Here is a 23,085-nt window from a genome sequence, read left to right as displayed (position 1 = left end):
TGTCTCCCTCCGGTTACCCGAAGGGAGCGGACTTTCTTTCACCGATGGCGATTAACCACCATAAACATCAAAATCGAAGTACTTTTTCGCTAATTTCTCGTAAGTACCGTCAGCGCGCATTTCGGCAAAGGCTTTGTTCAGTGCCTCGCGCAGTTCGTTATCTTCTTTACGCAGGCCCATGCCTGTCCCTACGCCAAACAGTTTTTCATCTTTAACAGACGGGCCACCGAATTTGTAATCTTTGCCGACTGGCTGCTTGAGGAAACCTTCGCTGGCAGCGACCTCATCCTGGAACGCGGCATCAATACGTCCGGCAGTCAGGTCAGAATAAATGTTGTCCTGCCCCTGATACGAGACGATTTCAATGCCTTTTGGTGCCCAGTGTTCGTTACCGAACGTCTCCTGGGTGGTGCCCTGCAATACGCCTACCCGTTTGCCTTTCAGCGATTCGACTGTCGGCTGAATGTCGGAATTTTTCGCCACCACCAGACGAGAATCGGCAGCGTACAGTTTGTCGGTGAAGGCTATTTCTTGCTGACGTTTTTCCGTAATGGAAAGCGATGACATGATGGCGTCAATCTTCTTCGCTTTTAAGGACGGGATTAACGCATCCAGTGGGTTTTCGACAAACGTACATTGCGTATTGATGCGTTTGCACAACTCCTTCGCCAGATCGATATCGAAGCCAACCAGTTCACCTTGTGAATTTTTTGATTCAAATGGCGCATAGGTCGGATCGGTACCGATGCGGATGTTTTGCGGAATCGCAGCAAACGCCGCAGTTGCGCTGGAGAAGGCCAGAACCAGAGAGAGCGATAGCACCAGTTTTTTCATAATGTCCTCAACTGACTGTCTTTTTATAGGGAATATTTACAGGTTTGTTACACTTATCGTGCCATAAAATTGACCATCAAGGCAAAATATCCCGCCCCGTTAGACGTATTATTTTTCATTAAAAATGCTTAAGTATGCATTTCAATGCACCACGATAGTGCAACAAACCTGGCGTGCACCATGATGATCATTCCATCAGGTACAGCTTCCCTGCGACGTATCAGTCACCGTAGACATTAAAGTCGAAATACTTTTTCGCCATCTTGTCGTAGGTGCCGTCCTGACGCAGCTCGTTAAGCGCCTTATTGAAGGCCGCCGTCAGTTCAGCATCATCTTTACGCAGCCCTACACCGGTGCCGTCACCGAAGTATTTTTTGTCTTTCACTGATGGGCCTGCAAAGGCGAAATCTTTACCGGCGGGTTGCTTAAGGAAACCTTCGCTGGCAGCAACCTCATCTTGTAACGCAGCATCCAGGCGTCCTGCAGCCAGATCGGAATAGACCAAATCCTGGTTAGCATAGGCCACCACATCGACCCCCTTACTGCGCCAGTTATCATTGGCATACGCTTCCTGGGTTGATCCCTGCAGCACACCAACATGTTTACCTTTCAGTGAATCCAGCGTTGGCTGAATCGGTGAACCTTTGGCAGCAATCAGACGAGAGTCTGCGGCGTACAGCTTGTCGGAGAAAGCAATCTCCTGCTGACGTTTATCGGTAATGGAGAGCGACGAAATAATGGCGTCGATTTTTTTCGCTTTCAGTGAGGGGATCAGCGCGTCAAAGTCGCTGGCAACCCAGGTACATTTCACCTGCATCCGTTTGCACATCTCGTTACCGAGATCGATATCAAAGCCAACAAAATCACCTTTAGCATCTTTCGACGAGAACGGCGCATAGGTGGTATCGGTTCCGATACGTACCGTCTCCGGTAGCGCCGCATAGCTGGAAGCCGCTGCGGAGAGACCGACTAACAAAGACAGAGCGAGAATCGACTTCTTCATACATAACCCTCAAGTGAAAATGGCTTTTTTATGTTGTGTATTGTGTTGTGTGTTTGCAGGCTCTTTCATGCAGGTCTTATGCCATCTTGACGACAGCAGTAACATTCAACGTTAAATATGTTAATAAGACGTTGCATTATTGTCATGAAGTTGAAGATAGCAGGTATAGCGGTTGAATCGCAGCGTTTCGATTGAATGGCAGAAACAAAATGTCGAGGATTTGATCGCGGTTGCAAAATTGCCCTGAAACAGGGCAACAGCGGAGTTATGCGCCCTGCCAGCGGGCAAAGAGATCTTCAGGAAGGGTTATTGCAAACTGGTCAAGAACACGATTAACCGTCTGATTTATCACATCATCAAGGGATTGTGGGCGATGATAAAACGCCGGAACGGGAGGCATAATCACCGCACCGATTTCTGCCGCCTGAGTCATTAAACGCAGATGGCCTAAGTGCAGTGGCGTTTCACGCACGCAGAGCACCAACGGGCGACGCTCTTTCAGCACCACATCTGCCGCACGGGTCAGTAAGCCATCAGTATAGCTATGGACAATGCCGGACAGGGTTTTGATTGAACAGGGTAAAATCACCATCCCCAACGTCTGGAAAGAACCGGAAGAAATGCTGGCAGCAATATCGCGCGCATCGTGCGTCACATCGGCTAATGCCTGCACTTCGCGCAGGGAAAAATCCGTTTCGAGGGATAAGGTCTGGCGCGCTGCCTGGCTCATTACCAGATGCGTTTCGATATCTGTGACATCGCGCAGAACCTGTAATAAACGCACGCCATAAATCGCGCCGCTGGCACCGCTGATGCCTACAATGAGTCGTTTCATAAATAGTTGCCCTGTCAGACTTGCAGGCAGACTTTGCAGGATTTCGGCGGGAGTTGCAAGTCAGGGTGCCAGAACGGCACCCTGAGCGAAGGCATCATCCTTCGTTATGCATTTCGAGATTTTCCACTTCGTTCTGACGTTGCACTGCTTTGGCGTCGTCATTACGTAACGTATCGAGGAAATCGAGGTAGCCCTGATCAACATCTTTGGTGACGTAGACGCCGTTGAATACCGAGCATTCAAACTGCTGGATATCCGGGTTTTCAGCGCGAACAGCTTCGATCAGATCGTTCAGATCCTGGAAAATCAACCCGTCAGCACCGATGATCTGGCGAATTTCATCTACTTCGCGACCGTGAGCGATCAGTTCCGTGGCGCTCGGCATATCGATACCGTAAACGTTCGGGAAGCGAATTTCCGGTGCCGCAGAAGCGAGGTACACTTTCTTCGCTCCGGCTTCGCGTGCCATCTCGATAATCTGCTCAGAAGTGGTGCCACGGACGATGGAGTCGTCGACCAGCAGGACGTTTTTATCGCGGAACTCGGCGCGGTTGGCGTTCAGTTTACGGCGCACGGACTTACGACGCAGCTGCTGGCCCGGCATGATAAAGGTGCGGCCAACATAGCGGTTTTTAACGAAGCCCTGGCGGTACGGCTTGCCTAGAATACGCGCAATTTCCAGCGCGATATCACACGAGGTTTCCGGGATCGGGATCACCACGTCGATTTCCAGATCTTCCCATTCGCGGGCAATTTTCTCGCCCAGTTTCGTACCCATATTCACACGCGCGCTGTAAACGGAAATTTTGTCGATGAACGAGTCCGGGCGAGCAAAGTATACATACTCAAACAGGCACGGATTGCTGACCGGATTGTCAGCACATTGACGGGTAAACAACTGCCCTTCTTCAGTGATGTAAATCGCTTCGCCCGGCGCGACGTCACGCAGGAAATCAAAGCCCAGCGTATCGAGCGCTACGCTTTCGGAAGCGACCATATATTCTGTACGGTTCTCGTCAATATCACGTTTTCCCAGTACCAGCGGACGAATCCCGTTAGGATCGCGGAAAGCAACCATACCGTGGCCGATGATCATCGCCACACAGGCATACGCGCCGCGGATTAAGCGGTTTGTAGCAGCGATGGCAGCGAAAATATTGTCGGCTTCCAGCGGGTAGTGGCGGAAGTTGTCCAGTTCGCTGGCAAAGATATTAAGCAGAATTTCCGAGTCGGAAGTGGTGTTGATGTGGCGGCGTTTTTCTTCAAACAGTTTTTTACGCAACTCGTGAGCGTTGGTCAGATTGCCGTTGTGGGCAAGCGTAATGCCATACGGGGAGTTAACGTAAAACGGCTGCGCTTCAGAGGCGCTGGAGCTGCCAGCCGTAGGGTAACGCACATGACCAATGCCCATATTGCCCTGCAAACGCTGCATATGGCGAGCTTCAAATACATCGCTCACCAGCCCGTTCGCTTTACGCAAACGGAAGCAGTTATTGGCATCTATGGTGATGATGCCGGCGGCATCCTGACCGCGATGCTGAAGCACCGTTAAGGCATCATAAATCGACTGGTTAACCGGCATAACACCGGCGATACCGACAATACCGCACATACGTCTTTTTCCTCGTTAAGCCACATCTCAGAGCACTTACGCTCTGGGCAAGAAACTTGACGAGCTTTGCAGATAATCAAAAAACCATCTGATGATAAAACTGAACTGCGGGATCAGCTGTGATTTGCTCCAGTCTTCGCTTTTCGACACCCCGGTAAAGGAGTCGAGAAAGAAGAGAATGGCAGCAACAATCAACACACCGCGCAACGCACCGAAACAGACGCCCAGCACCCGATCGGTGCCTGACAACCCCGTTTTCTCCACCAACTGGCCTATCACGAAGTTCACGATAGCACCAACAATCAGGGTAGCGATAAACAGTACCGCGATGGCAATCCCATTTCGAACCAGTTCGTCTTCAAAGCCCGTAAACCAGACTGACAGGTAAGTGTAGTAATGACTGGCAACAAAGAAAGCACAACCCCATGTCACCAGCGATAACGCTTCACGAACAAAGCCGCGGATCAGGCTAACCAGAGAGGAAAAAGCAATCACCGCGATTATGGCGTAATCAATCCAGACCATATGTGTCCCACGATTTTACGCCCTGTCATCCTGTTCGGGGCGCATTCTAACAGAAAAAGAAAACGTTTGCGTAGGGATTTCCTTCCCGCGCATCAATAAAAATGGCGCTGAAAAAATATTCAACGCCATCGACTTTTTATGCCTTTGCGGCATCGGGCAATGCGTGTCGGATGCGGCGTGAACGCCTTATCTGTACCAGATAAGACGCGTTAGTATCGCATCAGGCAAGACCATATTAATTCGGTGTATAACCCATTACCACGCCGCTTAAGCCAGAAAGTTGCTTCAACTCACCCAGCGAACCTTTCAGCTTATCTTTCGAGGCATCCGGCCCAACCAGAATACGGGTAATTTTACCCTGCACTGGCGTGGATGGCGACGTATAAACCCGATAACCGGCACCGCGCAGCTTACCGACAATCTCATTCACTTTATCGGCATTTTTCAGCGCGCCCAGTTGCACAACATAAGCTTTACCCGTTGGCGCTGCTTTTTCTTCCACGACCGGCTTCGGTTCTGGCTTCGGCGCAGGTGGTGCTTCAACCTTTGGCTTAGGCGGCTCTACCGGTTTCGGCTTCGGTGGGACGACCGGTGCAGGTTCCGGTTCAAACTCGGTGTTATTGGCTGCAATAGTGGCCGGATCGAGCGACGGTGCTGCGGCATCACCTGCCCGCACCTCTTCCGCTGCGCCTTCCGGCGGCTGCGTCGGCAACGCCTGAGTGGCTGCTGGCATCATATCAGGCTCATCGCGATCGCCCGCTTTCGGCACCAGCGGGATAGCCGCGAACTCATCCTGATAATGTTTTTTCTGCCCGTCCAGCAGCCCTGGAAGTACAATCACCCCCAGCGCCACCAGCACGATCGTGCCCACTAACCGATTCTGAAACTTACTTGCCACCGCTTCTCCTCGCGTCAATCACTTCCATGACATGTGCGACCGTGTGGAACGAACCACACACCAGCACGGTATCTTCCGCTTTAGCGTCCGCCATTGCGGCATCCCATGCCTGCGCCACGCTATCAAATGATTTGCCGTTACCCAAATGCTCAAGCAGTTGTTCTGCCGTGGCACCGCGCGGCCCTTCCAGGGGCGCACAATACCAGTCATCAACCACGCTTTTCAACCAGGCCAGAGTTCCGGCAATATCTTTATCATGTAGCATACCGATAACCGCCAGCACGCGCCCGTTTTTCGGTAGCGCTTTCATACGCCCGGTGAGATATTCCGCCGCATGTGGATTATGCGCGACATCAAAAATAACGCGTGGCGACTCGCTCACAATCTGGAAACGTCCTGGCAAAATTGCGCTGGCAATCCCGTCGCGAATGGCATTTTCACTGACCTCCAGCCCGCTGGCACGCAGTGCCGCCAGCGCCGTTGCGGCATTCGGTTGCGGGACAAGCGGCAACGGCAGATTTTCCAGCGTGCCGTGAGCATCGCTAAACGTCCAGTCATGATCGGTGACGGAATAGTTCCACTCAACGCCCCGACGTTGTAGCATTGCACCTTTTTCCTGCGCCACATCAGCAATGGTAGAAGGCATTTCCGGCTCACCGACAATTGCCGGTTTTTCGCTGCGGAAGATGCCTGCTTTCTCGCGACCAATACTTTCGCGATCTGGCCCCAGCCAGTCGGTATGATCCAGCGCAATGCTGGTTACTACCGCGACATCGGCATCGACAATATTGGTTGCGTCCAGACGACCGCCCAGCCCTACTTCCAGAATCACCACGTCAAGTTGTGCCTGTTTGAACAGCCACAACGCCGACAGCGTACCGTACTCGAAATAGGTCAAGGAAATATCACCGCGTGCCGATTCAATCTCCGCAAAAGAGGCGGTGTGGGCCGATTCCGGCAATTCCTGGCCCTGCACGCGTACGCGCTCGGTATAACGCACCAGATGCGGCGAACTGTAGACGCCCACTTTGTACCCTGCCGCCATCAGAATCGACTCCAGCGTACGGCAAGTGGTGCCTTTGCCATTCGTACCCGCAACGGTAAACACAAATGGCGCTGGTTTCAGAACGCCAAGACGCGCCGCGACCTGGCTCACGCGCTCAAGGCCGAGATCGATAGTTTTACTGTGCAGGTTTTCCAGATAAGAAAGCCACGAAGCCAGAGGCGACGCGGCTTGAGGAGTGCGTTTGATAATCATGGTATCCGCTGATTCGTTACGGTGAGAATAGCAAAAGGGCAGAGCCAGTGGCCCTGCCCTTATCAGTTATCAGGCCTCAGGTTCCTGATCTGGTACCGGTGGCACCACTACGCCTTCACGCGGCGCTTCAGGATTCGGCGCTGGCAGATTCATCAACTTCGCCAGAATACTCGCCAGTTTCAGGCGCATTTCCGGACGACGGACGATCATGTCGATCGCGCCTTTCTCGATCAGGAATTCACTGCGCTGGAATCCTGGCGGCAGTTTTTCGCGAACGGTCTGTTCGATAACACGCGGACCGGCAAAGCCGATTAACGCTTTCGGTTCAGCGATGTTGAGATCGCCCAGCATAGCGAAACTTGCAGAAACACCACCCATGGTCGGGTCGGTCAGCACGGAGATGTACGGCAAGCCGCGCTCCTGCATTTTTGCCAGCGCCGCAGAGGTTTTCGCCATCTGCATCAGCGACATCAGTGCTTCCTGCATACGTGCGCCACCAGAGGCGGAGAAGCAGATCAGTGGGCAGTTATCTTCCAGCGCCTGCTCAACGGCACGCACGAAACGTGCACCTACCACAGACCCCATGGAACCGCCCATAAAGGCGAACTCGAATGCCGCAGCGACAACCGGCATTCCATACAGGGTGCCTTTCATCACCACCAGCGCATCTTTTTCGCCGGTTTCTTTCTGCGCAGATGCCAGACGGTCTTTATACTTCTTGGAGTCACGAAACTTCAGCACATCTTTCGGCTCAAGCTCGCTACCCAGCTCCACAAGGCTTCCTTCATCTAACAGGCTATGCAGGCGATTACGCGCTGTCATACGCATGTGATGGTCACACTTCGGACAGACCTCAAGATTACGTTCCAGCTCAGCGCGGTATAAAACCTGACCGCAGCTATCACACTTAGTCCACACCCCTTCAGGAATGCTCGCCTTGCGGGTGGGAGTAATGTTGCTTTTAATTCGTTCAATCCAGCTCATTAGGGACCTTTCTGTCTGAACCTGGTTCGATGCCAGTTTTATCTTTGGGGACGCATAATGCCATTTTTGCCCCCAACAGACCATGAATGTTGCACATTAAAACATAACAGCCCGAAACTTTGGATAAAAAAGTGGTCGAACCGCGGAGTTACTTTTTATTTTGCGGCGCGTGCCGCAGCGCGTTTGTGGCGAATAAATTCGAAAACACCTGGCAATATTGAAACAAAAATAATGCCAACAATCATCAGTTTAAGGTTGCTCTGAATGAAGGGGAGCGTTCCGAAGAAATAACCCGCGTAGGTAAAAATCAGTACCCATAGCAACGCGCCGATGACGTTAAAAGCGGCGAAATGACGATACGACATGTGGCCCATTCCCGCAACGAACGGCGCGAACGTTCTGACGATCGGCACAAAACGGGCGAGAATAATCGTTTTGCCGCCATGTTTCTCATAAAACTGATGAGTCTTATCAAGATAACTGCGACGAAAGATTTTCGAATCCGGATTACTGAACAGTTTGTCACCAAATAACCGTCCAATGGTGTAGTTCACCGCGTCACCCACAATCGCGGCGATCAGCATCAGCACCACCATCATATGGACGTTGAGATCGTTGGTTTCCAGTGATGCCAACGCACCGGCAACAAACAGCAATGAATCACCCGGTAAAAACGGCGTTACCACCAGACCGGTTTCACAGAACAAAATTAAGAACAAAATGGCATAAACCCAGACGCCATACTCCGCGACCAGTTCTGCCAGATGCACGTCAATGTGCAGGATAAAATCGATGAGGAAATAAATCAGGTCCATATTTGCCTATGCCTTGTACTCGTCATCTTTCAGGCTGTAACTACGTTGGCTACAGCCTGAAATGTTCCGAGCGTTATTCTCGTTAGTCCGCCAGAAATAGCGGGCCCATTGGCGGTTTTGGAAGATCATATCGGTCAGGGTAATCCACCGCGACCAGATATAGCCCTTCCGCTTTTGCCGTTGCTGCCGCCAGCGTTCTGTCCTTTGCCGCCAGCAACTCTGCTATCCAGCTCTCCGGCTGGTTGTGGGCACCGACTTCCATCAGGCTGCCGACAATATTCCTGACCATATGATGTACAAAGGCATTCGCTTTGATATCTACCACCACATAAGGACCGTGACGCGTGACATTAATATGCATAACGTTGCGCCACGGGGTCCGGGACTGACACTGCACCGCACGGAACGAGGTGAAATCATTCTCGCCCAGCAAACATTGCGCAGCCCGATGCATCCGTTCAGCGTCCAGCGGTTCGTAAAAATGGGTTACTCCTTTACTCAATACCGCCGGGCGCAGCCGATGATTGTAGATGATGTAGCGATAACGGCGAGCCGTGGCGCTAAATCGGGCATGAAAATCATCAGGTACAGCTTTAACCCAACGCACGGCGATGTCACCAGGTAAATTCGCATTTACGCCCAACGTCCACGCAGCGTCTTTGCGCTGCGCGGTCGTTTCGAAATGCACAACCTGCCCGGTGCCGTGTACACCTGCGTCAGTACGCCCGGCGCAGAAGACGGTGATGGGTTCGTTCGCCACCTGGGAGAGCGCCTTTTCCAGCTTCTCCTGCACACTGCGGACTTCGTTCTGCCGTTGCCAGCCGTAATACTTACTGCCGTCGTACTCAATGCCCAGCGCAATTTTATAAACTGGCGGTTGTTGCTGGTCGGACATTAGTACAGATACTCCTGCACCAGTTTCTCGGCGATTTTTACTGCCATCAGCGCGCCGCCAAAGCGAACGTTATCGGCCACCGACCAGAACTGAACTTGCTCCGGCATACCGTAATCATTACGTACGCAGCCAACGGAAAGATGCGGCGTACCAGAAGCATCCCCCACCTGAGTCGGGAATTCGTTCTCTTCAGAGAGCACAATATCTTCGCCCTGAGCAAACGCATCACGCGCTTCTTCTGCCGCCAGCGGACGCAGTGCTTCAAAGTTGACCATCTGGGCATGACCATAGAATACCGGTGCCTGGACGACGCTTGCCGAAATCATCAGCCCTTCGTCCTGCAGGATTTTGCGTACTTCGTCAACGATACGACGTTCTTCACGCACGCTACCTTCGCTATCCGGCAGTAACGGCAGCATATTGAATGCCAGTTGACGCCCGAAGAAATCTTCTTCGTCAATCGGAATGCCATTGAGTAATTTAGCACTCTGCCCCGCTAACGCATCGACCGCTTTTTTACCCTGGGCGGAGGCTGAAATCAGGCTGGTAACGCTGATACGTGATAAACCGCCCTGATCAATTAGCGGTTTCAGTGCCGCCAGCAGCTGGCTGGTCAGACTGTCTGGTACGGCGATGACATTCCGGTTGCGGTAATCGGTCAGTACAAACGGGTTTACTTCCGGCACCACCAGCGGTACGTCGGGTTCGAGAGCAAACAATCCGCTGCTGTCGATCACCAGACAACCTGAGTTGGTCGCTTCTTCAACCCAGGCAGCGGTAGCTTCTTTGCCTGCAACAAAAAACGCCAGCTGCGCCTGCGTCCAGTCGAATTCAGCGGCATCCTGCACGGTGATTGTCTTACCACCAAAGCGCAGTTGTTCGCCTGCGCTTTCGTTACGTGCCAGTGCATAAATTTCCCCAACCGGGAACTGACGTTCAGCCAGCGTTTCAAGCAGGGCTTCGCCCACAGCGCCAGTTGCGCCCAGGACGGCAATGTTCCAGCCTTCAGACATGGTGGTTTACTCCAGAAATAGCAAAGCTCCCTGCCAATATTACAGCAGAGAGCATGAAGAAGAGATTAACGTGCCGGATGATGGACGGCGTTAAAACCCAGTTTACACAGCAATGATGCCGCACTGGCGTCATCACAAATTACATACAGAGATGACCATTCACGGCGCTCAAGATAGTTTTTGCGCAGCTTATCGAACTCACCCGGTATCCCGGCGACTTTACGCAGTGGCGCGTCATCGCGGCGCACATCATACACCAAATGCACCAGCCTTTTCAGCGTTGGCTGATCGAGCGGGCCATGCAGCGTAATGCGACCAAACTCTGGCGCGGGCAGTAATGTATCCAGCGCAACGTGCTGTTCATGCCCAATAAACTTGCTATAAGCTTCAAACACTTGCGTAGTACCGCGTGCTTTACCTTCCAGGGTATAGCCTGCGATATGCGGCGTGCCGATATCCACTTTTTTCAGCAATTCCACGTTAAGTTCCGGTTCGCCTTCCCAGACATCCAGCACTACGCTTAACTTCTGGCCTTCGTTCAGGCAGGTCAGCAGGGCGGTATTATCGACAACTGCGCCACGGCAGGCGTTAATCAGAATCGCTCCTGGTTTCAGGCTGCGGATCAGTTTTTCATCCGCCAGATGCAGCGTTTTGTACGGCCCGTCTTTAAAGAGTGGCGTATGGAAAGTCAGAATATCCGCATGCTGAACTAATTCATCCAGCGAGCGGAAATCACCCTCATCTCCACGGTCGGCGCGAGGCGGATCGCAAAGTAAGGTTTTAATCCCTAACGCTTCCAGTCGTGCCTGTAAACGGCGACCAACGTTACCAACGCCCACGATCCCCACGGTACGCTCGTGCAGTGAAAATCCATCGCGTTCGGCAAGCATCAGCAGGGAGGAGAAAACATATTCCACCACCGCAATCGCATTACAGCCAGGTGCAGCGGAAAAACCAATTCCCGCCTGCTTTAACCACGCTTCATCGACATGGTCGGTCCCCGCTGTGGCAGTGCCAACAAATTTAATGGGTTTTCCTGCCAGCAAAGATTCATTCACTTTCGTGACCGAACGCACCATCAGCGCATCCGCGTCGGCCAGTTGAGCGACGGGAATTGGACGCCCGGGAACCGCGGTCACCTCACCCAAACGGCTAAATAAGTCGCGGGCATAAGGCATATTTTCATCAACAAGGATTTTCACGTTTGTGTTACCTGTATGAGACGAGAGTTAACCGGACAAGTGTGCCATAATCTCGCGGCCAGGCATACTTGCGAAGATTTCAGGTATAAGGATACGTAATGATACAACCTATTTCCGGCCCTCCTCCTGGGCAACCACCAGGTCAGGGAGATAACCTGCCGTCTGGCGCGGGCAATCAGCCTTTATCCAGTCAGCAACGTACTTCGCTGGAAAGCTTAATGACGAAAGTGACCTCACTGACGCAACAGCAAAGAGCAGAACTGTGGGCGGGTATCAGGCATGATATTGGTCTGTCGGGAGATTCACCGCTGCTTTCGCGTCACTTCCCTGCCGCTGAGCATAATCTGGCGCAACGTCTGTTGGCCGCGCAAAAAAGCCATTCTGCCCGCCAGCTTTTAGCGCAATTAGGGGAGTATTTACGTCTGGGGAATAATCGTCAGGCGGTCACGGAGTATATCCGTCATAACTTTGGTCAGACGCCGCTTAATCAGCTCTCACCGGAGCAATTAAAAACCATTCTCACCCTGTTGCAGGAAGGGAAAATGGTTATTCCGCAACCACAGCAGCGCGAGGCAACCGACCGTCCTTTATTACCGGCGGAGCACAATGCGCTCAAACAGCTGGTGACCAAACTTGCGGCGGCAACGGGAGAACCCAGCAAACAGATCTGGCAATCGATGCTGGAACTTTCCGGGGTGAAAGATGGCGAGTTAATTCCAGCGAAACTGTTTAACCATCTGGTGACCTGGCTACAGGCGCGTCAGACGCTAAGCCAGCAAAATACGCCGACGCTTGAATCACTACAGATGGCGCTAAAACAACCTTTAGATGCCAGTGAACTGGCGGCGTTATCGACATATATCCAACAAAAATATGGCCTTTCTGCGCAATCATCGCTTTCTTCTTTCCAGGCCGAGGATATTCTTAACCAGCTTTATCAACGGCGGGTTAAAGGGATTGAACCGCGTGATATGCAACCGCTGCTTAATCCTTTTCCACCGATGATGGACACGTTGCAAAATATGGCAACGCGTCCCGCGCTGTGGATACTGTTAGTCGCGATTATCCTGATGCTGGTCTGGCTGGTTCGTTAACCCCGACGAAACGACAGTATCGTGACAATAATTCCCGGCACCGCAGAGATCGCCCCGGCAAGAAATACCGAAGAGTAACCAAACGTGGTCGCCAGCATTCCCGCAAGCGGCCCGGAGACGCCGAGGGCGATATCCTGAAACGCGGCGTAACCGCCCAGTGCGGTGCCGCGAACGTGTGAGGGGACGCGTTTAACCACCTCCACGCCCAGCGCAGGAAAGATAAGCGAACATCCGGCTCCAGTTAACGCCGCGCCTGCTAATGCGACCCACGCCCCTGGGGCTTGCCAGAGCAGCAACAAGCCCACCGTTTCTACAAGCAGAGAGACGATCGCCACTTTCACGCCGCCAAAACGGTCCGGCATCCAGCCAAACATGACGCGCATCACGACAAATGCGCCGCCAAACGCGGTAAGAGTAAAGCCCGCCATCGCCCATCCTTTGCTGGCAAAGTAGAGCGAAACGAAAGTCCCGATAACCGCAAAACCAACGCCTTGTAGTGCCAGACCTAACCCTGGTTTCCAGATAAGCCCGACAACGCTCCACAGCGATGGACGTTCTCCCGCCAGGGCCGGTACTTTGCGCACTGTGCCGTTACAGGCCCACGCCAGTAAGGGTAATGCCATTGTGGTGAGCGCCAGTGCGGCAAAACCGTAATGGCTATGAATCAACAGGCCAAGCGGCGCACCAACAGCGAGGGCACCGTAAATCGCCATTCCGTTCCATGACATCACTTTGCCGGAATGTTTTGGCCCAACGATGCCCAATCCCCAGGTCAGAGCCCCCGTCAGTAACTGGCTTTCACCAAAGCCAAGAATCAAACGTCCAACGACCAACAGAGCAAATTTGAACGGTGCGGAGACGGGCAAAATCGCCGCCAACAGCAGTGCGCCCCCCGCCAGACCACAAGCTAACATCCCCTGAAGCGCCGAACGTTTTGCGCCATATTGATCGGCCAGTCGCCCGGCGTAACCACGCGTCAGCACCGTAGCCAAAAACTGAATGCCGACGGCAATCCCGACCATGGTGTTGCCATAGCCCAGCTCATGATGAACAAACAGCGGGATAACCGGCAACGGTAAACCTACGGTCATGTAGGTGAGAAAAACCGCAAAAGCGATGCGGAAGAGCGAAAAATTGGCAGAAGATCGTGTTTCGGTTTGGCTTACAGCAGTCATGCATTACTCCAGAATGCAGCGCAAGGCGAGGAGTATCCCCGTCTCATCTCTCTGGTTTCAGGGTTACGGTGCGTTGGCAGGATTTAACGCATACGTCTTTTTAGCAGGATATCGACAAAGCGGGAAGTTTGCCTGGAACTGGCGGCGATTGTCAATGATGTGAAAAAGGGAACCATCGGGTTCCCTTTTGCGTTAGTGCCGGAGGCCGCATTGGTGCGTAACCACTCCGAATTAATCTTTCAGCTTGCGCATTACCAGCGTGGCGTTAGTGCCGCCGAAGCCGAAGCTGTTAGACATAACGGTGGTCAGTTCGCGATCGGTCGTTTCGGTCACGATGTTCAGACCCGCAGCCTGCTCGTCCAGCTCTTCAATGTTGATGCTCGGGGCGATAAAACCGTGTTCCAGCATCAGCAGAGAGTAGATAGCTTCCTGTACGCCAGCAGCGCCCAGTGAGTGACCGGTCATTGCTTTGGTTGCAGAAATCGCCGGGCTCTTATCGCCGAACACTTCACGGATAGCTGCCAGTTCTTTCACGTCGCCAACCGGAGTCGAAGTACCATGAGAGTTCAGGTAGTCGATTGGGGTATCAACACCGTGCATCGCCATCTTCATGCAGCGCACTGCACCTTCGCCAGACGGAGCAACCATGTCTGCGCCATCAGAGGTTGCGCCGTAGCCAACGATTTCAGCATAGATGTGAGCACCACGCGCCAGCGCGTGTTCCAGCTCTTCAACCACTACCATACCGCCACCGCCAGCGATAACGAAACCGTCACGGTGAGCGTCGTAAGTACGGGAGGCTTTTTCCGGGGTGTCGTTGTATTTAGTAGACAGCGCACCCATCGCGTCGAATTCGCAAGCCATTTCCCAGCACAGCTCTTCGCCGCCGCCAGCAAACACGATGTCCTGTTTGCCCAGTTGGATCTGCTCTACTGCGTTACCGATACAGTGTGCGGAAGTCGCACACGCGGAGCTGATGGAGTAGTTAACGCCGTGAATTTTAAACGGCGTGGCGAGGCAGGCAGAAACGCCGGATGCCATCGCTTTGGTGACCACATACGGGCCAACCGCTTTCAGGCCTCGCGGGCCGCGCATTGCGTCAGCGCCGAAAACCTGGAAACGCGGGGAACCGCCGCCGGAACCTGCAATCAGGCCAACGCGCGGGTTATTCTGGTAAGCTTCCGGGGAGAGGCCAGCATCTGCAATTGCCTGCTCCATAGAAAGGAATGCATAAATGGATGCGTCGCTCATAAAGCGCACAACTTTGCGGTCAATGAGGCCAGTGGTATCCAGTTTTACGTTGCCCCAGACGTGGCTACGCATGCCGGAATCCTTCAGCTCCTGAGAGAAAGTGATCCCTGAACGTCCTTCACGCAGAGATGCCAGGACTTCCTGCTGGTTATTACCGATGCTGGAAACAATGCCCAGGCCAGTAATCACTGCACGTTTCATTCAATACCTCTGTAAGTCGCACATAGAGTAAGTTTCGCATGCACAATAGCGTACACTTGTACGCCGAACAAGTCCGATCAGCCAATTAATAGAGAAATTTGCGCAGCCTGGCACACATCGCTAAGATCGAGCCACCGCCTGTAAGACGAGTAACTTACGTGAAACACTACGCCATACAACCTGCCAACCTTGAATTTAATGCTGAGGGTACACCTGTTTCCCGAGATTTTGACGATGTCTATTTTTCCAACGATAACGGACTGGAAGAGACGCGTTATATTTTTCTTGGGGGTAACCAATTAGAGGCACGTTTTCCTGAGCATCCACATCCTCTGTTTGTGGTAGCAGAGAGCGGCTTCGGCACCGGATTAAACTTCCTGACGCTATGGCAGGCATTTGATCAGTTTCGCGAAGCGCATCCACAGGCGCAATTACAACGCTTACATTTCATTAGTTTTGAAAAATTTCCCCTCGCCCGTGCGGATTTAGCCTTAGCGCATCATCACTGGCCGGAACTGGCTCCGTGGGCGGAACAACTTCAGGCGCAGTGGCCAATGCCCTTGCCCGGTTGCCATCGTTTATTGTTCGATGAAGGCCACGTGACGCTGGATTTATGGTTTGGCGATATAAACGAACTGACCAGCCAACTGGACGATTCGCTGAATCAAAAAGTAGATGCCTGGTTTCTGGACGGCTTTGCGCCAGCGAAAAACCCGGATATGTGGACGCAAAATCTGTTTAAGGCCATGGCAAGGTTAGCGCGTCCGGGCGGCACGCTGGCGACCTTTACGTCTGCCGGTTTTGTCCGCCGCGGTTTGCAGGAAGCCGGATTTAGCATGCAAAAGCGCAAAGGGTTTGGGCGCAAACGGGAAATGCTTTGTGGGGTGATGGAACAGACATTACCCCTCCCCTGCTCCACGCCGTGGTTTAACCGTACGGGCAGCAACAAACAGGAAGCGGCAATTATTGGAGGCGGTATTGCCAGCGCGTTGTTGTCACTGGCGCTATTGCGTCGCGGCTGGCAAGTAACGCTTTATTGCGCGGATGAGGCTCCCGCACTGGGTGCTTCCGGCAATCGCCAGGGGGCGCTGTATCCGCTTTTAAGTAAACACGATGAAGCGCTAAACCGTTTTTTCTCTAATGCGTTTACTTTTGCTCGTCGGTTTTACGACCAATTACCCGTTAAATTTGATCATGACTGGTGCGGCGTCACGCAGTTAGGCTGGGATGAGAAAAGCCAGCATAAAATCGCACAGATGTTGTCGATGGATTTACCCGCAGAACTGGCTGTAGCCGTTGAGGCAAATGCGGTTGAACAAATTACGGGCGTTGCGACAAATTGCAGCGGTATTACTTATCCGGAAGGTGGCTGGCTGTGTCCGGCAGAACTAACCCGTAATGTGCTGGAACTGGCACAACAGCAAGGTTTGCAAATTCGTTATCAACATCAGTTACAGGATTTATCCCGTAAGGATGACGGTTGGTTGTTGAATTTTGCAGGTGATCAGCAAGCAACACACAGTGTAGTGGTACTGGCGAACGGGCATCAAATCAGCCGTTTCAGCCAAACGTCGTCTCTGCCAGTGTATTCGGTTGCCGGTCAGGTCAGCCATATTCCGACAACGCCGGAACTGGCAAAACTGAAACAGGTGCTGTGCTATGACGGTTATCTCACGCCACAAAATCCGGCGAATCAACATCATTGTATTGGTGCCAGTTATCATCGCGGCAGCGAAGATACGGCGTACAGTGAGGACGATCAGCAGCAGAATCGCCAGCGGTTGATTGATTGTTTCCCGCAGGCACAATGGGCGAAAGCGGTTGATGTCAGTGATAAAGAGGCGCGTTGCGGTGTACGTTGTGCCACCCGCGATCATCTGCCAATGGTAGGCAACGTGCCTGATTATGACGCTACACTCGTGGAATATGCGTCGCTGGCGGAGAAGAAAGATGAAGCGGTAAGCGCGCCGGTTTATGACGATCTCTTTATGTTTGCTGCTTTAGGTTCGCGCGGTTTGTGTTCTGCTCCGCTGTGTGCCGAGATTCTGGCGGCACAGATGAGTGAAGAACCGATTCCGATGGATGCCAGTACGCTGGCGGCGTTAAACCCGAATCGGTTATGGGTGCGGAAGTTGTTGAAGGGTAAAGCGGTTAAGGCGGGGTAATCTGCTCTGGCATTGCTTGCCGGATATGGCGTGAACGCCGCATCCGGCACATTACTTACTGCTGTGACGCCTGCTGAAACAGGTGTTCCCACATATCGGTCACCAGCGCCTGGTCACGCGGCGACAATTCACCGGCACCAATAGCTTTTTCCAGACTCTGGCTAACGGTTGTATGTACCGCCTGAGCGGAGTGGTCGTCACCACTTTCCAGTTCTGCGATGGCTAATGTCAGGTGGCCACGCAAATACCCACTGGCAAACAACTCATCATCACTGGCATAGTCAACCATACCGTCGATTAATGCCAGAATGCGTGATTCAAACTCCGCGATCATCTTCTTTCCTCATTGTAAAACGTGGCGCTGGCTTCAGTTGAGCGCTTCCGGCCACGGGAACTGTTCCGCCGTAAGTTCCGGCGTGTGATAATAATTTTGTAGTGCTTTAATGAAGCGTGCCGGACGTTCGGGAATGCCGTTTGCCAGATAATCCATCACCTGCGCATGTACCCGCCGTTGAAACACCACACGATCCGGTTCGAAATCCCCTTCCAGATTGTCGCAGCTAACATTAAACGGATATCCCGCCGCCACGCAGAACAACCAGTCCAGCGCCTGCGGCTTCACTTCAACATCTTCAAACTGGCTTTGCGTTTGGGCATCGCGTCCGTCCGGGCAATACCAGTAACCGAAATCAACCAGCTCACGGCGCGCTTTCCCGGCAATACACCAGTGCGAAATCTCGTGGATGGCGCTGGCATAAAAGCCATGAGCGAAGACGATTCTGTTATACGGTGCTTCCGCATCAGCAGGAAGATAGATCGGTTCGTCGTCGCCTTTAATCAGACGGGTATTAAATTCATCGGCAAAGCAGCTATTAAAAATCTCAATCAACTGCTCATAGTGGTGTGTACTGTTCATTAGTTCATCCCCAACCAGTGGAGGATCTCCTGTCCGTGGCTATCGTAAAGTAATTTGGCACTCATCACCGCCGAGACGATAACGATCATCGGGCGGATCAGCTTTTGTCCTTTGCTCAACACCAGTCTTGACCCCATGCGCGCGCCGAGGAACTGTCCTACCAACATCACAAATCCTGTCGCCCAAATCACTTTGCCGCCGAGAATAAACAGCAGCAAACCACCGATGTTTGACGTTGCGTTGAGTAATTTGGCGTGGGCCGTGGCTTTGGCGAGGTTGAATCCGCACAGCGTAACAAAGGCCAGCGCGTAAAACGACCCAGCAGCCGGGCCAAAGAATCCATCGTAAAAACCGACGCAGCCCCCCGCCACCAGCGCAAATGGCAGTCCATACATCCGGCGCTGGCGATCTTCTTCTCCCAGTTTTGGCATCAGCAAAAAATAGAGGCCGATACAAATCACCAGGATCGGTAAAATCTGCCGTAAGACATCGGCCTGAACATACTGCACCAACAGCGCGCCGCTCATTGAGCCGACAAAGGTCATGGCGATATTGAGTTTCTGATCGCTTAAGCTAACCACTTTGCGCCGAATAAAGTAGATAGTGGCGGAAATAGAGCCGCCGCAGGCTTGCAGTTTATTAGTTGCCAGCGCGTTAGCCGGAGACATCCCCGCCGCCATCAATGCCGGAATGGTGAGTAACCCACCGCCACCGGCAATCGAGTCGATAAATCCCGCCAGCATGGCGACAAAAAAGAGAACTCCCAGCAACAGCGGGGAAACCATAAACAGGCTATTAAACGTTTCCATTAGATCACGTGCTCATCCAGTAGCGCCTGGCAGGAAGGCGGCAACGGAGGCGGTGTCTTCTTCTCAGGCTTTGTTGTTCCCGGTTTTGGTGGTTCAAACCAGCTTTGCAGTTCTGCCCCGCAACCATCGCCTGGTGGCGGTAAAGGTTGATCTTCACACTCCAGACTATCGGCAGGACAACGTAATCGTACATGCATATGCGCGCGATGCTGGAACCAGGGTCGCACTTTACGTAACCAGTCGCGATCGGTGCCCGCATCAAGGCAAAGTTGTTGTTTAATCGCCGGATTAACAAAAATGCGCGTGACGTCTTTGTCCTGGGCGGCGAGTTTGATCAAGCTGAAAATTTCTGGCTTCCACAGCGCGGGGACAACGTGTTTACCGTCGCGGGAAACTAAGTCCAGAGCTTGCGGGCGCAAGAGCTGCGCGGAGGTCCAGCGTGTTTTCGGCAGTTGCAGGAAGATATCGACATCCAGTCCGGTCTGGTGGCTGGCGTGACCGCCGTTGAAACGACCACCAGCGGGCATCCCCATATCGCCAATCAGCACCGTACCCATGCCCAGATTGCTCACCTGGCGACTCAGACGCTGGATAAACATCACCAGATCCGGGTGCCCGAAATAGCGACGCTGATCGGTACGCATGACCTGATAATGCTCGGACTGTATCGGCAGCGTGTCAGCGCCGACGATACAACCATTGGAAAAACTGCCTATCGATTGTGCGCTACCCGGCACAGGTTGGGTTATTTTTTGCCACGGCGTCGCTGCCAGGCTGGCGCTACTGGCAAGCAGGGCCAGCAGCGCAATCGCGGTTTTGTTCATTTTTTACCAGCGTGGAATATCAGTCTTCACATCGGCATTTTGCGCCCGTTGCCGTAACAGGTGATCCATTAAAACGATCGCTAGCATCGCTTCCGCGATCGGCACCGCGCGGATCCCAACACAAGGATCGTGACGACCTTTGGTGATCATCTCAACTTCTTCGCCAAAGCGGTTAATGGTGCGCCCCGGCACGGTAATACTGGAGGTTGGCTTCAGCGCCATATGGGCAATGATTTGCTGCCCGCTGCTGATACCGCCAAGAATGCCGCCCGCATGGTTGCTCTGGAATCCGTCTTTGGTGATTTCGTCGCGGTTCTGGCTGCCACGCAGCGCTACCACGTCAAAACCATCACCAATTTCTACGCCTTTCACCGCGTTGATGCTCATCAGCGCATGGGCGATGTCGGCATCCAGGCGATCAAAGACCGGCTCGCCAAGTCCGGCGGGGACGCCACTGGCAACAACGGTGACTTTCGCGCCGATGGAGTCGCCCTCTTTTTTCAGCGCGCGCATCAGTTCATCTAACGCGTCGATTTTGTCCGGGTCCGGGCAGAAAAACGGATTTTGCTCGACCTGCGACCAGTCTTTGATTTCCAGCGGAATGTCACCCATCTGGGTCAGGCAGCCGCGGATTTCAATACCAAATTTCTCGGCGAGATATTTTTTGGCAATCGCCCCTGCCGCCACGCGCATGGCGGTTTCTCGGGCGGAAGAGCGCCCGCCGCCGCGATAATCGCGCAGGCCGTATTTTTGTTCGTAAGTGTAATCGGCATGACCTGGACGGAAAACGTCCTTAATCGCACTATAATCCTGAGAACGCTGGTCGGTATTTTCGATCAACAATCCGATGCTGGTGCCGGTAGTAACGCCTTCAAAAACACCGGAGAGAATTTTGACCTGATCCGGCTCACGACGCTGGGTGGTATAGCGCGATGTCCCAGGGCGACGACGGTCGAGGTCATGTTGCAGGTCCGCTTCCGTCAGCGGAATGCCTGGCGGAACACCATCGACGATGCAGCCGAGCGCCAGCCCGTGCGATTCGCCGAAGGTGGTTACGCGAAAGAGTTGTCCAATTGTGTTTCCAGCCATCACGGCTCCGTTATTGTTGTGTTTGCGTGTTTACTTAATCTTTATAAATCGCGAAATGTTCACGGGCCGCCAGCAGCTGCTCTTTGGTGAGCATAAACACACCATCGCCGCCGTTATCAAACTCCAGCCAGGTGAACGGAACATCCGGATATTGTTCCATAAGATGTACCATGCTGTTGCCGACTTCACAAATCAGCACGCCATCATCAGCGAGGTAATCTGCCGCGTTTCCGAGAATGCGACGCGTCAGTTTCAGGCCGTCGGTGCCAGATGCCAGGCCCAGTTCCGGCTCGTGGCGGTATTCGTTTGGCAGGTCGGACATATCTTCCGCATCGACATACGGCGGGTTAGTGACAATCAGGTCGTACTGCACTTTCGGTAAATCACGGAACAAGTCGGAGCGAATCGGAATGACGTTGTGGATCAGACCGTGTTCTTCGATATTCTGTTCGGCAACCGCCAGCGCGTCGGGAGAGATATCAACCGCGTCGACTTCTGCATCCGGGAAGGCATAAGCACAGGCAATGGCGATGCAGCCGCTACCGGTACACATATCTAAAATGTGCTGCGGTTGCTTGCTGATGAGTCCGGCAAATTTATTGTTGATCAGTTCACCAATCGGCGAGCGCGGCACCAGCACGCGTTCATCGACGTAAAATTCATGACCGCAGAACCAGGCTTTGTTGGTCAGGTAAGCCACCGGAATGCGTTCGTTGACGCGGCGGATCACGCGCTCAACAATACGGTGTTTTTCGCTGGAGGTCAGACGCGCGGTGCGCATGTCTTCCGGGATATCCAGCGGCAGGTAGAGTGAAGGCAACACCAGTTGCACGGCTTCATCCCACGGGTTATCAGTGCCGTGGCCGTACCAGATATTCGCCGCGCTGAAGCGGCTCACCGACCAGCGCAACATGTCCTGAATGGTTTGCAGCTCATTTACTGCTTCATCAACGAAAATTTTATCCACGTATTCCTCCAGGGCATGATCGCAATAATTTCGGCGGCTAGTTTGCCATGAAGATGACGATAAATCAGCATTCACGCGCGGTGAGTGAGGAAAAATACGTTTTAAGCGATCGATTGTACGGTGAGTCGGGTAAACTGTAGGAAAATTAAAAATAGAGACAGATAAATGAAAAAGAAAACAACACTTAGCGAGGAGGACCAGGCGCTGTTTCGCCAGTTGATGGCGGGGACTCGCAAGATTAAGCAGGACACGATTGTCCACCGACCGCAGCGTAAAAAAATCAGCGAAGTGCCGGTCAAGCGGTTGATTCAGGAGCAGGCCGATGCCAGCCATTATTTCTCCGATGAGTTTCAACCATTATTAAATACCGAAGGTCCGGTGAAATATGTTCGCCCGGATGTCAGCCATTTTGAAGCGAAGAAACTGCGGCGCGGTGATTATTCACCGGAGCTGTTTTTGGATTTGCACGGTTTGACGCAGCTGCAAGCCAAGCAGGAGTTAGGCGCATTGATTGCCGCCTGTCGCCGCGAACATGTGTTTTGCGCCTGTGTGATGCATGGTCATGGTAAGCATATTTTGAAGCAGCAAACGCCACTGTGGCTGGCGCAACATCCCCATGTAATGGCATTTCATCAGGCACCGAAAGAGTACGGTGGTGATGCGGCATTGCTGGTGTTGATAGAAGTGGATGAGTGGCTGCCGCCGGAATTGCCCTGACAT

Annotated in this window: 23 protein-coding genes; 3 read left to right on the top strand and 20 right to left on the bottom strand. The window is 53.0% G+C overall.

Features of this window, described 5'->3' with window-relative positions; all coding sequences use genetic code 11:
- Positions 1–51 precede the first annotated feature (51 nt).
- From hisJ to pdxB, 12 genes are all read right to left on the bottom strand, one after another.
- Positions 52–834: a histidine ABC transporter substrate-binding protein HisJ gene (gene hisJ, locus ACJHWR_RS09920; RefSeq protein ID WP_000737621.1), complete on the bottom strand. Its 783-nt coding sequence runs from the start codon at positions 832–834 to the stop codon at positions 52–54.
- Positions 835–1,054: 220 nt separating this feature from the next.
- Positions 1,055–1,837: a lysine/arginine/ornithine ABC transporter substrate-binding protein ArgT gene (gene argT, locus ACJHWR_RS09915; protein ID WP_000748252.1), complete on the bottom strand. Its 783-nt coding sequence runs from the start codon at positions 1,835–1,837 to the stop codon at positions 1,055–1,057.
- Positions 1,838–2,102: 265 nt separating this feature from the next.
- Entirely contained in the window at positions 2,103–2,672 is a 570-nt protein-coding gene (gene ubiX / locus ACJHWR_RS09910; protein ID WP_000825700.1) for a flavin prenyltransferase UbiX, read from the bottom strand.
- A 94-nt stretch (positions 2,673–2,766) separates the two neighbouring features.
- On the bottom strand, positions 2,767–4,284 hold the full coding sequence (purF, locus tag ACJHWR_RS09905) for an amidophosphoribosyltransferase (protein ID WP_000334226.1): 1,518 nt from the start codon (positions 4,282–4,284) through the stop codon (positions 2,767–2,769).
- A 36-nt stretch (positions 4,285–4,320) separates the two neighbouring features.
- Positions 4,321–4,809 (bottom strand): colicin V production protein, encoded by a 489-nt coding sequence (cvpA, locus tag ACJHWR_RS09900; protein ID WP_000262113.1) that lies wholly within the window; start codon positions 4,807–4,809, stop codon positions 4,321–4,323.
- Between the two features lie 235 nt (positions 4,810–5,044).
- Positions 5,045–5,707 carry a cell division protein DedD gene (dedD, locus tag ACJHWR_RS09895; RefSeq protein ID WP_000157003.1) on the bottom strand — a complete coding sequence of 221 codons (663 nt, stop codon included), beginning with the start codon at positions 5,705–5,707 and terminating at the stop codon, positions 5,045–5,047.
- A complete protein-coding gene (folC, locus tag ACJHWR_RS09890; protein ID WP_000584585.1) occupies positions 5,697–6,965 on the bottom strand; it encodes a bifunctional tetrahydrofolate synthase/dihydrofolate synthase in 1,269 nt (422 codons plus the stop codon). Before folC ends, dedD begins: the two co-directional genes overlap by 11 nt.
- A 69-nt stretch (positions 6,966–7,034) precedes the next feature.
- A complete protein-coding gene (gene accD, locus ACJHWR_RS09885; RefSeq protein WP_000118404.1) occupies positions 7,035–7,949 on the bottom strand; it encodes an acetyl-CoA carboxylase, carboxyltransferase subunit beta in 915 nt (304 codons plus the stop codon).
- 155 nt (positions 7,950–8,104) lie between these two features.
- Positions 8,105–8,764 (bottom strand): DedA family protein, encoded by a 660-nt coding sequence (locus ACJHWR_RS09880; RefSeq protein ID WP_000364327.1) that lies wholly within the window; start codon positions 8,762–8,764, stop codon positions 8,105–8,107.
- 82 nt (positions 8,765–8,846) lie between these two features.
- The gene (gene truA / locus ACJHWR_RS09875) at positions 8,847–9,659 is read right to left on the bottom strand and encodes a tRNA pseudouridine(38-40) synthase TruA (protein WP_001283590.1); all 813 of its coding nucleotides are present in this window, start codon (positions 9,657–9,659) and stop codon (positions 8,847–8,849) included.
- Positions 9,659–10,672 carry an aspartate-semialdehyde dehydrogenase gene (locus ACJHWR_RS09870; protein ID WP_001289165.1) on the bottom strand — a complete coding sequence of 338 codons (1,014 nt, stop codon included), beginning with the start codon at positions 10,670–10,672 and terminating at the stop codon, positions 9,659–9,661. Before ACJHWR_RS09870 ends, truA begins: the two co-directional genes overlap by 1 nt.
- Positions 10,673–10,737: 65 nt before the next feature.
- The gene (gene pdxB, locus ACJHWR_RS09865; protein ID WP_000699135.1) at positions 10,738–11,874 is read right to left on the bottom strand and encodes a 4-phosphoerythronate dehydrogenase PdxB; all 1,137 of its coding nucleotides are present in this window, start codon (positions 11,872–11,874) and stop codon (positions 10,738–10,740) included.
- Between the two features lie 98 nt (positions 11,875–11,972).
- On the opposite strand from pdxB, the gene flk reads away from it, so the two are divergent.
- On the top strand, positions 11,973–12,968 hold the full coding sequence (gene flk, locus ACJHWR_RS09860) for a flagella biosynthesis regulator Flk (RefSeq protein ID WP_000615827.1): 996 nt from the start codon (positions 11,973–11,975) through the stop codon (positions 12,966–12,968).
- Here the strand turns inward: flk and ACJHWR_RS09855 are convergent.
- A complete protein-coding gene (locus tag ACJHWR_RS09855; RefSeq protein WP_410226695.1) occupies positions 12,965–14,143 on the bottom strand; it encodes an MFS transporter in 1,179 nt (392 codons plus the stop codon). The two genes, flk and ACJHWR_RS09855, sit on opposite strands and share 4 nt — an antisense overlap.
- Before the next feature lie 231 nt (positions 14,144–14,374).
- The gene (gene fabB / locus ACJHWR_RS09850) at positions 14,375–15,595 is read right to left on the bottom strand and encodes a beta-ketoacyl-ACP synthase I (RefSeq protein WP_000817178.1); all 1,221 of its coding nucleotides are present in this window, start codon (positions 15,593–15,595) and stop codon (positions 14,375–14,377) included.
- A 158-nt stretch (positions 15,596–15,753) separates the two neighbouring features.
- Here fabB and mnmC point away from each other — a divergent pair, with 158 nt between their 5' ends.
- Entirely contained in the window at positions 15,754–17,760 is a 2,007-nt protein-coding gene (gene mnmC / locus ACJHWR_RS09845; protein WP_410226694.1) for a bifunctional tRNA (5-methylaminomethyl-2-thiouridine)(34)-methyltransferase MnmD/FAD-dependent 5-carboxymethylaminomethyl-2-thiouridine(34) oxidoreductase MnmC, read from the top strand.
- 55 nt (positions 17,761–17,815) lie between these two features.
- Here the strand turns inward: mnmC and ACJHWR_RS09840 are convergent, their stop codons facing one another.
- The 6 genes from ACJHWR_RS09840 to prmB are packed head-to-tail and all read right to left on the bottom strand — an operon-like array spanning position 17,816 to position 22,365.
- Positions 17,816–18,094, bottom strand: a complete 279-nt coding sequence (locus ACJHWR_RS09840; protein ID WP_000559766.1) for a YfcL family protein — start codon at positions 18,092–18,094, stop codon at positions 17,816–17,818.
- Between the two features lie 33 nt (positions 18,095–18,127).
- Positions 18,128–18,676 (bottom strand): elongation factor P hydroxylase, encoded by a 549-nt coding sequence (gene epmC / locus ACJHWR_RS09835; RefSeq protein ID WP_001089227.1) that lies wholly within the window; start codon positions 18,674–18,676, stop codon positions 18,128–18,130.
- On the bottom strand, positions 18,676–19,485 hold the full coding sequence (locus tag ACJHWR_RS09830) for a sulfite exporter TauE/SafE family protein (protein ID WP_000447366.1): 810 nt from the start codon (positions 19,483–19,485) through the stop codon (positions 18,676–18,678). The genes epmC and ACJHWR_RS09830 overlap by 1 nt, the downstream gene beginning before the upstream one ends.
- On the bottom strand, positions 19,485–20,309 hold the full coding sequence (gene mepA, locus ACJHWR_RS09825; RefSeq protein ID WP_001043802.1) for a penicillin-insensitive murein endopeptidase: 825 nt from the start codon (positions 20,307–20,309) through the stop codon (positions 19,485–19,487). Before mepA ends, ACJHWR_RS09830 begins: the two co-directional genes overlap by 1 nt.
- A 3-nt stretch (positions 20,310–20,312) precedes the next feature.
- Positions 20,313–21,398, bottom strand: coding sequence for a chorismate synthase (gene aroC / locus ACJHWR_RS09820; protein WP_001297933.1), 1,086 nt, complete (start codon positions 21,396–21,398; stop codon positions 20,313–20,315).
- A 34-nt stretch (positions 21,399–21,432) separates the two neighbouring features.
- Positions 21,433–22,365 (bottom strand): 50S ribosomal protein L3 N(5)-glutamine methyltransferase, encoded by a 933-nt coding sequence (gene prmB / locus ACJHWR_RS09815; protein ID WP_001309606.1) that lies wholly within the window; start codon positions 22,363–22,365, stop codon positions 21,433–21,435.
- A 165-nt stretch (positions 22,366–22,530) separates the two neighbouring features.
- On the opposite strand from prmB, the gene smrB reads away from it, so the two are divergent.
- Positions 22,531–23,082 (top strand): endonuclease SmrB, encoded by a 552-nt coding sequence (smrB, locus tag ACJHWR_RS09810; RefSeq protein ID WP_000730805.1) that lies wholly within the window; start codon positions 22,531–22,533, stop codon positions 23,080–23,082.
- The last annotated feature ends 3 nt before the right edge of the window (positions 23,083–23,085 follow it).

It is taken from the genome of Escherichia sp. WS568 (assembly GCF_046486085.1).
Taxonomy (GTDB): Bacteria; Pseudomonadota; Gammaproteobacteria; order Enterobacterales; family Enterobacteriaceae; genus Escherichia; species Escherichia coli.
This window is presented reverse-complemented; position numbering and strand designations above follow the sequence as displayed.